Origin of the sequence: Jeotgalibaca porci, from assembly GCF_011299095.1 — a bacterium.
GTDB lineage: Bacteria > Bacillota > Bacilli > Lactobacillales > Aerococcaceae > Jeotgalibaca > Jeotgalibaca porci.
Genome location: NZ_CP049889.1, coordinates 1,067,551 through 1,080,000, shown reverse-complemented (window position 1 = coordinate 1,080,000; position 12,450 = coordinate 1,067,551). Strand labels below are relative to the sequence as shown.

Sequence of the window (12,450 nt, the reverse complement as noted above, 5' to 3'; positions counted from 1 at the left end):
CACTGTCTCAACGAGAGACTCGGTGAAATTATAGTACCAGTGAAGATGCTGGTTACCCGCGACAGGACGGAAAGACCCCATGGAGCTTTACTGCAGGTTGATATTGATTGTTTCTGCTACATGTACAGGATAGGTAGGAGCCATAGAAGTCGGGACGCCAGTTTCGATGGAGGCATCATTGGGATACTACCCTTGTAGCAGGACCAGTCTAACCCGCCGCCCTTATCGGGCGGGGAGACAGTGTCAGTCGGGCAGTTTGACTGGGGCGGTCGCCTCCTAAAAAGTAACGGAGGCGCCCAAAGGTTCCCTCAGAATGGTTGGAAATCATTCGTAGAGTGCAAAGGCAGAAGGGAGCTTGACTGCGAGACAGACAAGTCGAGCAGGGACGAAAGTCGGGCTTAGTGATCCGGTGGTACCGCATGGAAGGGCCATCGCTCAACGGATAAAAGCTACCCTGGGGATAACAGGCTTATCTCCCCCAAGAGTTCACATCGACGGGGAGGTTTGGCACCTCGATGTCGGCTCGTCGCATCCTGGGGCTGTAGTCGGTCCCAAGGGTTGGGCTGTTCGCCCATTAAAGCGGCACGCGAGCTGGGTTCAGAACGTCGTGAGACAGTTCGGTCCCTATCCGTCGCGGGCGTTGGAAATTTGAGAGGAGCTGTCCTTAGTACGAGAGGACCGGGATGGACACACCGCTGGTGTACCAGTTGTTCTGCCAAGGGCATTGCTGGGTAGCTATGTGTGGAAGGGATAAACGCTGAAAGCATCTAAGCGTGAAGCCCCCCTCGAGATGAGATTTCCCATCATCTAGAATGAGTAAGACCCCTGAGAGACGATCAGGTAGATAGGCTAGGAGTGGAAGTGCAGCGATGTATGGAGCGGACTAGTACTAATCGGTCGAGGACTTAACCAAGATTTAGAATAAAAAAAGCAAGCGATGAATGAGCTTTGGTCAGCTGTTCAGTCGTGTTATGGATTCAGTTTTGAGGGAACGTTGTTCCTTTAATTAAATAATTGTGCGGTGACGATGGCGAGAAGGTCACACCTGTTCCCATCCCGAACACAGAAGTTAAGCTTCTTAGCGCCGATTGTAGTGAAGGGTTTCCCTTTGTGAGAGTAGGACGTTGCCGCGCAATTAATAAACACTCCGGATTATCTAACGATGATTCGGAGTGTTTTTTTGGTCTTAGTCAAATCATTGTCATTTTAGAATTTACAATGATACACTTAAAGAAGAAAGTGACGATAGAGAGGGGAAATATCATGGAATATAAATTTGAGAAATATGGTAATGGATACCGTCAATTAGACGCAACCGGACATACGATTGCAGAAATTACTTATGAGCCGCTCGATGACAATACAGTCGCTGCGAATCATACGTTTGTAGATCCATCATTACGCGGCCAAGGTGTTGCGGAAATGTTGTTGGATCATTTAGCAGATGTAATGCGTAAAGAAAACAAAAAAATTGTCGCCCAATGTTCTTATGTCGTTGATCAGTTTAATCGGAAGCCTGATAAATATGCAGACGTCATGACAGAGCAAAGATAATCTGCCAGTCTGAATAAGATATTAATCTGTCATCGTTCTTTTTATGAAGAACAGTGACAGATTTTTTTATACAATGTTAGACTGAAATGGAAGCGTTTGACATTAAAAATGTAATAGTGTATATTTAAATATATTAGTTGGTTGATTAAACTAACTAAAATAAAAGTTGTTTTCCAATGCAATAATATAGAGAAAACTAATTTTTTAAAGTCACTCTTAATGATATGAAACCGCTATCTAAAAATCTTGTTAATGATACTAGCTTATACTTAGATAGAAATTTCACTCTTGCAAACGCTAGCTAATCATAATAATAAAAATAGGAAGGTAAGAAACTATGATGAGAGATACAGCTTGGTTAAGTAAAAAAGTGCACGATTCACCATACACTTCATATTACATCGAAGACACAGATGAACTGACAGTGACATTGCTTCGGGAAATGGCTAAATTATTTCCTCAATGTGAGAGGTCAAATCAGGAAGATTCATCCCTTCAATTTAAGCTTGTAGAAATAGAAGCATTAGGTAAAGAAGGGTTTGAAATTTTACACATGGACGGTAAAATTATTGTCCAGGCAAATACGACGAACGGTCTTCTGTACGGGATGTTCCAACTTCACCAAGACCTTGTAACAAAAAATGAATTGAAACCGGTATTCCGCTCTGTTCCAGACCAAGCTGTTCGCATGTTAAATCATTGGGATAACTTTGACGGATCGGTTGAACGCGGCTATGCAGGTGACTCACTCTTTTACGACAATAACCAATTCCGTAAAAACTACGATACAATCCGTGAGTATGCACGTTTGTTGAAAGCAATCGGAATTAATGCGTTGACTATTAACAACGTGAACGTTCACAAAGAAGAGACATTCTTTATTACACAACCTTACTTAAGTGAAGTAAAGGCTATTGCGGAAATATTTAAAGAGTACGGTTTGACGCTATACTTGAGTATCAACTTTGCGGCTCCAATTTCTGTTGGTGGTTTAACGACAGCTGATCCGTTAGACGAAGATGTCAACAAGTTCTGGGCGGATGCTGCCAACGAGATTTATGCAGAAATTCCTTACTTCGGCGGGTTTGTTGTGAAAGCAGACTCTGAGGGTGAGCCGGGACCATTCGTTTATGACCGTAACCACGATGACGGTGCGAATATGTTGGCCCGTGCACTTCAACCACATGGCGGTATTGTGATTTGGCGTTGTTTCGTATACAACCACTTGCAAGATTGGCGTGACCGTTCTATCGATCGTGCGCGTGCTGCTTACGATAATTTCATGCCTCTAGACGGCAACTTTGACGACAACGTTATTCTACAAATTAAGAACGGTCCCATCGATTTCCAAGTTCGTGAACCTGTTTCACCATTATTTGGTGGTTTAACGAAAACAAACCATGTATTGGAATTCCAAGTCGCACAAGAATATACAGGCCAACAAAAGCATGTTTGTTACCTCATGCCAATGTGGAAAGACGTGCTTGATTTCGATACGAAACATCATAAAGAAAATGCGACTGTTAAAGAGCTTCTACCGAAAAATAGCCCAAACATTCAGCGTTCTGGTATTTCAGCGGTTGTGAATGTGGGTATCGATAATAACTGGACCGGTCATAAGTTGGCGCAAGTCAATCTATACGGCTATGGAAAACTGATTTGGAATAACGCTATTACCAGTGAAGAAGTGTTGGATCAATGGCTCGATTTAACCTTTGACTTAACACCAAAAGGAAAAGAAATCCTGACAGAAATCATAGCAACGTCTTATCAGACTTATGAGAACTATACGGCACCTTTGGGAATTGGCTTCATGGTTCGTCCGAATCACCATTATGGACCAGATATAGACGGGTACGAGTATGACCGTTGGGGAACCTATCACTTCGCAGATCGCAACGGAATCGGTGTAAACCGTACGTTGAAAGATGGCACCGGTTATGCACGTCAATACGCGGATGCGCGCTTTGAAGAGTACGAGAATATCGAGACCTGTCCTGATGATATTGTCCTGTTCTTCCATCATCTGCCATATACGCACGTTCTCCATAGCGGAAAAACAGTTGTACAGCATATTTACGACACACATTTCGAAGGGTATGAAAAAGTCGAAGAATACGTAAAAGTGTGGGAGCAACTGAAAGATGAAGTGGATGAAGCTAGTTATAACAATGTTCGCGAACGACTAGCAGAGCAAAAACGCTGTGCGCTTGAGTGGCGTGATCAAATCAATACGTATTTCTACCGTAAGAGTGGAATAGCGGATGAACACAAGCGTCAAATTTACGGATAAATGAAGGTAATAATATCTTTACAATTTATAGAATTTTTAAGGGAAAAGGGGAAATATTAGATGAAAAAATGGCAAAAAGGTGCAATTAGTTTCCTTTCACTTCTTTCGGCAACTGCAGTGATGGCAGGCTGTGATGCAGGTAAGAAAAATACAGGTACGAGCTCAAACGCAGATGCTGATGCAGTGGAAATTAGCTTTAGTTGGTGGGGAAATGATGACCGCCATGAAGCAACCCGGAATATGATTAATAATTTTCAAGAAGGAAATAAAAATATCACTGTAAAAGGTGAGCCAAGTGGATTCGGTGACCTAGATCAAGTGTTTACAACTCGTTACGCAGGAGGCACATTGGCTGACATTACGACAGCACTTTATAACTGGGTACCACAATTCGGTCAAAATGATGGCTTCTATGATTTAGGTGAAATCAGTACACTAGACCTATCTACTTACGATGAAAACTTCTTAGCATTCGGACAAGTTGAGGGTAAACAAGTAGCGGTTCCTTATGGCGAGAATACGCTCATCATGTATGTAAATAAATCGGAATACGAGCGTAATGGTATAGATATTTCCACACTTAAAACATGGGATGATTATGCTGAAGCAGCTCAAAAATTACCAGAAGGTTCATTCATGCTAGCTTCTCCAACTTGGCGTTTCCCGGTAACGATTTGGTTACAACAAAAAACTGGTATGTCAGAGTTCGATGAAAAAGGGAATATGAACTGGACAGAACAAGATTATTTAGACGGTATGACGTGGTATAAAGAAATGGCTGATGCACGCGTCTTTGTTTCACGTAAAGATTACTTAGAAAATGTTGGTACGGAGCCGGTTTCCTTGGCAACCAATAAAAAATGGTTAGAAGGCGAGTATGGCGGTGGTATTGGATGGGTTGCAGGTATTTCATCTGACTACGAAGCACTGAAAGAAATTGGTGATGAAATGGTAGTTGTTGACTATCCAATTGCTGAAGGCGGAACAGAAGTAAATTTAATGTCTAAGCCGTCTCTATTGTTTGTTGTCAGCAAAGATACAGAGCACCCGGAAGAAGTCGGAACATTCTTGAATGAGTTCTTAAATGGTGAAGAAGCGAATAAAATTTTAGGTCTCTCTCGTGGTATCCCAGCTTCTTCTAAAGCGGTTGAAGCATTGACTGAAGACGGTCAACTAACTGGATTCATGAAAGATGCTTATGATTACGCGCAAGAAGCTGTAAAAATTAATCAAACACCATTCTATGAAGATGGAACTTTAACAACGATTTACACTTCTGAAATGGAAGCTGTAGAACTAGGCAGAACAGACTTAGAAACAGCAGCTAAAAATGTCTACGAACAAACTAAAGAACAAGCAGCAAAACTTGCTAAAGATTATAAACTACAATAATCAACTATAAAAAAACAATTATGGGAGCAAAGTACAGCAATGTCTTGTTCCCATATTCTTTATTAGTAATTCACAATCGCCACTTAAATTTTGGAGGATTTGTATGAAAAACAATAAAATAGGCTTACTCTACGTGATGCCGTGGCTTATTGGTTTTTTAGTGTTAACAGTATGGCCGATTTTATCGTCATTTTATTATTCACTAACGGACTATTCGCTTGCGCGTGTCGGACAAACACCGGATTTTTTAGGATTACAGAATTACATAAATCTATTTAAGGACGTAACTTTTACAGACTCATTGCGAGCAACAACGATTTACACCTTTTTTACAGTACCGTTGCAATTAGGTTTTGCGCTATTTGTTGCTTTCATTTTAAATTTTAAATTAAAAGCGATTAATTTCTATCGAACCGCTTATTATATCCCTTCCATTCTGGGTGGTAACGTTGCTGTCGGTGTCCTATGGCGCTCGATGTTCCAGCCACAAGGACTGGTTAACACGTTTTTAGCAACATTTGGAATTAGTACTGTGGATTGGTTATCAACGCCAGCTGGTGCAATGACTGTTCTGGTCATTCTGAAAGTATGGCAATTTGGTTCATCTATGTTGATTTTCTTGGCTGCCTTAAAAGAAGTACCCGTTGAACTCTATGAATCTGCTAGTTTAGATGGTGCATCTAAGACAACGCAATTCTTGAAAATTACTATGCCTTTAATTACACCGACGATTTTCTTTAATCTAGTAATGCAGTTAAATAATGCATTCCAAGAATTTAATGGACCGTTTATCGTTACAGGAAGAGGACCTTTGAACTCCACGTACCTGACATCAATGTTTATTTACGATAAGGCGTTTAAAGAGTTTGACATGGGTTACGCAAGTGCCGCGAGTTGGATATTATTTGCAATCATCGTCTGTTTAACCATTGTCTTGTTTGCGACCCAGAAAAAATGGGTTTACTATTCTGATGGAGGTGGCAAGTAATATGGAAGTGACACCTAGTTTATCCGAAAGAAGAAGAGCACAAAAACAAAAAATCAGTTCAATTATCCGTTACATTATTTTAACGGTGGTTGCGATTGTTATGCTCTATCCGATTATTTGGCTGGTTGGAGCAACATTTAAAGAAAACAATGAGATCTTTACTTCAATCGGGTTCATCCCTAAGAAGATTGATTTTCAAGCCTATATCGATGGTTGGTATACAAAAGGGGACTACACATTTACTTTGTATTTTATTAATACCTTTAAGTATGTGATTCCAAAGATTCTTTTTACAATTGTTTCCGCTACAGTTACTGCCTATGGTTTTGCTCGCTTTGATTTTCCATTCAAAAAAGTAATGTTCTCCTTACTGATGGCAACTATGTTCTTACCTCAAGTTGTAACGCGGATTCCATTGTACTTATTCTGGAAGAACTTAGGTATGTTAGATACATATGTGCCTTTAGTTGCCAATTCATTCTTCGCGCAAGAACCATTTTTCGTATTCATGCTGATTCAATTCTTACGTTCTATTCCGAAAGACTTGGATGAAGCCGCAACGGTGGATGGCTGTAACTCCTTTGAAGTTTTATGGCGCATTTTAGTACCGGCTTTAAAACCGGCACTGATTTCGTGCATTATTTTTCAATTCGTGTGGTCATTCAGTGATTTCCTTGGTCCTTTGATTTATATCACATCCCAAGAGAATTACCCGGTATCACTGGCTTTGAAATTGAACGTTGACCCTTCAACTAATACACCATGGAACCAAGTATTCGCGATGTCGCTCATTTCATTGCTACCAGCGATTATCTTATTCTTTAGTGCACAAAAGTATTTCGTAGAAGGTGTAACGTCAAGCGGTATCAAAGGATAGGGTGTGATTTAGTGTTTAATGTTAATCATGATGTTATTACAAATTGGACAGTTACAGCTGTCCAGTATTTTTACCGGTTACTGATTCACAATACGTATTTTATTCTTTCAAACGGATTGTTTTTAGTTTTACTTTTTTTCTTCCGCTTGAGTATGAATAATTTCATTTTATTTATTATCCCAATTTTCTTTTTACTGGTTAGTTTCTCTGCTCAGTTCAAAGCGGTTGCGGATAATGAAGAAGAGACTGTATCATTGAAACGCTATTTCTCTTTGTATAAAGAAATATTGAAAAATAACTGGAATATCTATTTATTTTATACGTTTTTCATTTGCCTATTGGTTTTAGATTTACGTATTTTACTTGTGGCAGATTTAACCGTATTATTGTATCCATTACTGATTACTGGAAGCTTTTTGATAAGTAGTATGTTTTTCGTTTTGTTGATTTCGACAGATGAACGTGCGAAAGAAGTTCCATTTAAGAAGAAAATTAGTTGGTCCTTGCTTGTCAGTTACCGTTTACCGAAAGTAACGATGCTGAATGTTTTTTATGTCATTGTTACAATATTTCTTCTACAAAATTTTTCATTGGCATACCTTTGTTTCTTCGGCGGGGCGATCAACTACTATGTTTGGATGAATTTGACGCGTCAATTCTCGGTTGATTTATTTTACGAACATATCAGATAATCAAAAAAGAGCGTGAGACATTTGTCTCACGCTCTTTTTTGATTTGAGCTATTTATTTTATGTTTTCGTTCTTTAACCCGTTCCAACCGCGGACGATTATAACGCTGGATAAGAATAAACGGGATATTGACAACACATGCATAGATAACCATTACGATACCTGCCCAGAGGGGGTTCCAGATAAAGAATACAAATGCTGGCGGCATTAAGAGCCAGTGTGTCAGTTCCGCACGTTTTGTCTCGATGATGAACTTTTCAAATGTCTGCTTATCTGTTCCGTGCAACTGTTTTTTATTGTAAGAACTTTTAATAATACTGGACCCCTCAGGCAACTTTCTTTTCCAATCTTTAATCCGAAAGAGCCTTTGCCATAGTTCGCCGTTTTTTTCCCATGCGAAAGGTTGATAGAAAGATTCGGTCTTCGCATACCACGCGTCGGGAATCTTCATACACCCAAGAGAAATGACCATATGAAAGATAAACCAGGCGGCAATATCCAAAAGAATAATCCAATGAAGTGGTAAGTCGATTAACATGGCCTTACCTCCTATAATTCAATTTTTCTTCCTTTCCAAGAAACACTTTTCAAAACAAAGGTCTTGATTGCGGACCAGATAAACACGCAGACGAAGTATGAAAATAATAGCGGGTAAAAAAAGGATAATAAAACAGAAAAGTTGCCTGCGGTGCGCGCCATTCTTAAAAATGAAAGAAAGAAGGCGAAGTAGCCGAACCATGCTAGTAGTTGAAAACCAGAAAAGATTAAATAAAGTCCAGAAATAAAAGCGCCTGAAATCCACAGGCCACTACAAATCATGATGAAGAGATGCGTAGCAACTGAACCGGAAGCAAAACTTTTTGACCACCCTTCGAAAAGGTGCGCGATTCCATCCGGGTACATGCGAAAATGTAGAACATCTTTACCAGAATAGAGTTGAACCGGAAATTCTTGTTCGATAAATATCTGCCCCAACGCGATGTTCTCCATAATGTTATGACGCACTCTCTTATGTCCACCGACTTGAAAATATGCACTCCTTGAACAAAGTAAAGTAGGGCCGAATGCACCGGCGGCGGGCAGACGTTTACCTAAGATAGAAAATTGATTCATACCTGCCAGAACCAAAATGTTAAAGATAACAGAAAGGTTCTCATAGCTTTTGCGGATGGTGTGATAAGGCTGGATAGAAAGAACGGTATCTTCCTGGAAGTTAGCAATCATCCGCGCTAAGCTATCCGAACCCGGAAAGAAGATATCAGCATCCAAGAACAAGAACGTATCACCAGCGGCGGCTTGGGCGCCATACCAACAAGCGGCTGCTTTACCAAACCATTCACGTTCATCTCTTTGAACTTGAACCACAGTTGCACCGTATTCTCGGGCGACTTGCGCGGTTTGGTCTTCGGAATAATCATCAATGACTAAAATCTCAAGCGGTTTATACGTTTGTTTTTGAACGGATGCCAGTAGAATGGGTAAATTCTTTTCTTCATTACGCGCAGGTATAATAATCGACACCTGTTTTTTTTGTTTTTGCATTTTTTCTCGTAGGGCCAGTTTTGGAGTATGCCAGAGCATTGCCCATCCGCTGGCAATCGAAAGAACGAGAATAAACACATACATATAGATCATTGTGCTCCCTCCTTAGAAAATTTTTCTGCGTAATTTTCTTAAGGCTAATAAGACTGCTTTTGAATAAGGTGGAAATTGTTTGGACAGTAGAAAGGGTGTTTGTTTGGAATAAACGGGCCGTGGATGTGTAAAGGCTTCGAAGCTCGCTTCTCCATGGTATTTCCCTAATCCACTTTTGCCATTTCCGCCAAAAGCTAAGAACGGATTCACCGCGTGCAACATAACTTCATTGATACTGACAGCACCACTTTGAACCTCGTCGGCTATTTTACTCTGCGTTTCTAGGTTATTGCTGAAGATGTACGTACAAAGCGGAACGGGCGAAGTCTGCAACGTTTGTATCACATCTGCAACTGAATCATAGGGTACAACAGGTAAAACAGGACCAAATATTTCCTCTGTACAAATCGGACTCCCCGGAATCACATCTACCAGTAAGGTGGGGCCGATGTATCCATCATCGGCTGAAGCGTCACCGCCGTAATAAACGCGACCATCAGCCATAAACGTCATAATCTTGTCATAGTGATCTTTATGAACGATGCGGCCGTAACTCTCTGAAAGCAGGGGATTTTCTCCGTAAAAAGCGCTGATTTGTTCTTTCATCATTTCCAGAACAGTTTCCAGTTGTTCACGGGGAACATACACCGTATCCGGAGCAATACAACTCTGACCAGCATTCAAGAATTTACCCCAGATTATTTTTTTGATAGCAGTTTTCGAAAGCCCCGACTGCTCGATAATACACGGGTTTTTCCCGCCTAATTCCAATAGAACAGGCGTTAAATGGCGTGCAGCGGCTTCATATACTTTTTGACCTGTCTCAGGACTCCCAGTGAAAAAGATAAAGTCCCATTGTAAAGAAGTCAGCTTTTCCCCAACATCGCGGTCACCGGTAACAACATGAAAGACTTTTTTGGGGAAATAAGCAGGGACTAGCTGCTGTAAGAGCTGACTCGTTGCTGGAGCCGATTCGGATGGTTTTAAGACCACGCCGTTTCCGCCAGCAAGCGCGCCAATTGCTGGCATCAAAGCAAGTTGGAGCGGATAATTCCAAGGAGCTATTACTAAGACGCTCCCATATGGTTTTCTTACCGTCACAACTTTGTCTCTTCCAGACAGTAAGCGTCTCTCTTTGGAAAGAGGCTTCAACCAGGAAGGCAGCATTTTTTCGATATGGGCAATTTCATTTAACAAAACACTGATTTCAGAAGCATAGGCTTCTACGGGATGTTTGTGGAGGTCGGCTTTCAAGGCCGCCAACCACTCTTCTTCATGTTCGGTTAAAAGGCGTTTGATTTGCGAAAGGGCATAAAGCCGATGCTCCAGACCTTCCGCACCAATGTGACGACTGCGTTCGCGTTGTAGTAATTGGACTTCTTCAATCACTTAAACACCTCGTTTATTCGTTTGTTCTTTCTTATAAATCTTATCACTTACTTGTTGGCCACTTAACGTTACCATTGGCATTCCACCACCGGGATTGACAGTTCCGCCTACGAAATATAGATTTTCGTACTTCTCGCTCTCTTTACTATGCTTGAAGCCACGGTTCTTCTTGCGGTTCGAAACGGTTCCGTAAATCGCACCACGATGCGAATAATAATTTCTTTCAATATCTTCAGGTAACCAACGATCTTTTACGACCGTTCTTTTTCTCAAATCCGTTAATCCCATACGTTCTAATTTAATCAGAACCCGTTCTTCCAGAGCATCGTATTCTTCTTTCGTAAATGGCTTATCCGGGATATACGGAATATGCGGAAGGATTTTAATGTTTTCATGACCCGGAACGGTTTGTGTTTCATCTGTTTTATTCACGTTTACTAGGTAAATAGTCGGGTCATCCGGCAATTCATGTTTGTGGAAAATTTGCTCAAAACTCTTTCCCGGATTCCCAGAGAAAAAGAAGTTGTGATGCGCCAATTGTGGATATGAGCCCTCTACACCGAGATGAAGAACCAGTCCAGAACTGGCAGGTTCAAATTTGACTTCTAGTTTTTTGATAAATGATTCTTTTTCATTGAGAAGTTTGTCGTAGGCAGGAATGACTTCCATATTGGAAACGAAATAATCAGCGGTTACTCTCGTGCCATCTGCTAATTCCGCTGCTTCGATTTGATCGTCATTTTTTATTAAGCGCACAACTTCTTGGTTCGGATAGAAGTGAACGCCGATTTCTTCTCCGAGCTTCACGATTCCGTTTGCGATGCCATGCATGCCGCCCGGTACATACCAGATACCTTGTTTGTGCTGCATATATATCATCATGTTTAAGACTGCAGGTGCATCATAAGGAGAAGAACCCACGTATTTGATGAAGTAAGCCAACATATCACGTAGTTTTTGATTTTGGATGCGTTTGGCAATGGCATCATACATTGTTGTTAGTAAATCGAACTCTTTAAAGGAATGGATTAAACCATGGTTTTTCAAGACGTCCATCGTATTATCAAGTCCTTCTTCAAAGTAGCCTTCTTCCGTTATTTCATACAAACCGCGTGCGTATTCTAAAAAGTCATGGTATTCGGCAATATCTTGTTCCGACAAGTCGTCATTTAAGATCAACATTATCTCTAAATCACCATAAAGATCCAAGATGGTTCCATCAGGGAAAAATGAGCGCCATTCATGATCGATACGAACAGTTTCAATATAGTCATCCATTTTTACATTGCTTGCGTTGAATAATTTTTCGAAAATAGGTTTCATCGTCAAAATAGAAGGGCCAAGATCAAAACAAAAGCTCTTTGTGTTCAAGCGATTTAATTTTCCGCCTAAATGTGAGTTCTTTTCATACAATTGAACTTGAAAACCTTTTTGAGCAAGTCAAACCGCAACAGAAAGACCACCAAGGCCTCCACCGATGACAACTGCTGTTTTATTTTGAGACATGCTATTTCCTCCTGCTTCTAAGTTCGTAATAATCAGCTTCATCTTACCTTACATCGCACGCGATGTAAAACGTTTTCTTTTATTTTAAAAAAGAGCTAAAAAAGGTTTACATCGTACAAGATATAA

General features: G+C 40.6%; 9 protein-coding genes, 2 rRNA genes and 1 pseudogene (1 of these 12 only partly in view). 8 read left to right on the top strand and 4 right to left on the bottom strand.

What is annotated here, in order from left to right; translation table 11 throughout:
* From G7058_RS05505 to G7058_RS05470, 8 genes are all read left to right on the top strand, one after another.
* Window positions 1-913: ribosomal RNA gene (locus tag G7058_RS05505) — 23S ribosomal RNA — on the top strand; it begins 2,001 nt to the left of the window's first position.
* Between the two features lie 104 nt (window positions 914-1,017).
* Window positions 1,018-1,133 (top strand): 5S ribosomal RNA (gene rrf, locus G7058_RS05500).
* A 130-nt stretch (window positions 1,134-1,263) separates the two neighbouring features.
* Complete coding sequence (locus G7058_RS05495) at window positions 1,264-1,554, top strand: GNAT family N-acetyltransferase (protein ID WP_166062614.1); 291 nt, start codon at window positions 1,264-1,266, stop codon at window positions 1,552-1,554.
* A gap of 337 nt (window positions 1,555-1,891) precedes the next feature.
* The gene (locus G7058_RS05490; RefSeq protein WP_166062613.1) at window positions 1,892-3,847 is read left to right on the top strand and encodes an alpha-glucuronidase; all 1,956 of its coding nucleotides are present in this window, start codon (window positions 1,892-1,894) and stop codon (window positions 3,845-3,847) included.
* A gap of 60 nt (window positions 3,848-3,907) precedes the next feature.
* The gene (locus G7058_RS05485) at window positions 3,908-5,239 is read left to right on the top strand and encodes an ABC transporter substrate-binding protein (RefSeq protein WP_166062612.1); all 1,332 of its coding nucleotides are present in this window, start codon (window positions 3,908-3,910) and stop codon (window positions 5,237-5,239) included.
* A 103-nt stretch (window positions 5,240-5,342) separates the two neighbouring features.
* Window positions 5,343-6,227, top strand: a complete 885-nt coding sequence (locus G7058_RS05480; protein WP_166062611.1) for a carbohydrate ABC transporter permease — start codon at window positions 5,343-5,345, stop codon at window positions 6,225-6,227.
* Window position 6,228: 1 nt separating this feature from the next.
* A complete protein-coding gene (locus tag G7058_RS05475; RefSeq protein WP_166062610.1) occupies window positions 6,229-7,104 on the top strand; it encodes a carbohydrate ABC transporter permease in 876 nt (291 codons plus the stop codon).
* Between the two features lie 11 nt (window positions 7,105-7,115).
* On the top strand, window positions 7,116-7,796 hold the full coding sequence (locus G7058_RS05470) for a hypothetical protein (protein WP_227004509.1): 681 nt from the start codon (window positions 7,116-7,118) through the stop codon (window positions 7,794-7,796).
* A gap of 26 nt (window positions 7,797-7,822) precedes the next feature.
* Here G7058_RS05470 and G7058_RS05465 read toward each other — a convergent pair whose 3' ends face one another.
* The 4 genes and pseudogenes from G7058_RS05465 to G7058_RS05450 form a co-directional block, all read right to left on the bottom strand.
* Window positions 7,823-8,332, bottom strand: a complete 510-nt coding sequence (locus G7058_RS05465; RefSeq protein ID WP_166062609.1) for a glycosyl-4,4'-diaponeurosporenoate acyltransferase CrtO family protein — start codon at window positions 8,330-8,332, stop codon at window positions 7,823-7,825.
* An 11-nt stretch (window positions 8,333-8,343) separates the two neighbouring features.
* Window positions 8,344-9,429: a glycosyltransferase gene (locus G7058_RS05460; RefSeq protein ID WP_166062608.1), complete on the bottom strand. Its 1,086-nt coding sequence runs from the start codon at window positions 9,427-9,429 to the stop codon at window positions 8,344-8,346.
* A gap of 12 nt (window positions 9,430-9,441) precedes the next feature.
* Window positions 9,442-10,818 carry an aldehyde dehydrogenase family protein gene (locus G7058_RS05455; protein ID WP_166062607.1) on the bottom strand — a complete coding sequence of 459 codons (1,377 nt, stop codon included), beginning with the start codon at window positions 10,816-10,818 and terminating at the stop codon, window positions 9,442-9,444.
* Window positions 10,819-12,324 (bottom strand): annotated as a pseudogene (locus tag G7058_RS05450) (phytoene desaturase family protein). It abuts the gene before it with no gap.
* Window positions 12,325-12,450 lie beyond the last annotated feature (126 nt).

Coding starts and splice junctions, on each gene's coding strand:
- G7058_RS05495 (WP_166062614.1), top strand. CDS start 1,264: ATGGAATATAAATTTGAGAAATATGGTAATGGATACCGTCAATTAGAC.
- G7058_RS05460 (WP_166062608.1), bottom strand. CDS start 9,429: ATGATCTATATGTATGTGTTTATTCTCGTTCTTTCGATTGCCAGCGGA.
- G7058_RS05480 (WP_166062611.1), top strand. CDS start 5,343: ATGAAAAACAATAAAATAGGCTTACTCTACGTGATGCCGTGGCTTATT.
- G7058_RS05465 (WP_166062609.1), bottom strand. CDS start 8,332: ATGTTAATCGACTTACCACTTCATTGGATTATTCTTTTGGATATTGCC.
- G7058_RS05475 (WP_166062610.1), top strand. CDS start 6,229: ATGGAAGTGACACCTAGTTTATCCGAAAGAAGAAGAGCACAAAAACAA.
- G7058_RS05485 (WP_166062612.1), top strand. CDS start 3,908: ATGAAAAAATGGCAAAAAGGTGCAATTAGTTTCCTTTCACTTCTTTCG.
- G7058_RS05490 (WP_166062613.1), top strand. CDS start 1,892: ATGATGAGAGATACAGCTTGGTTAAGTAAAAAAGTGCACGATTCACCA.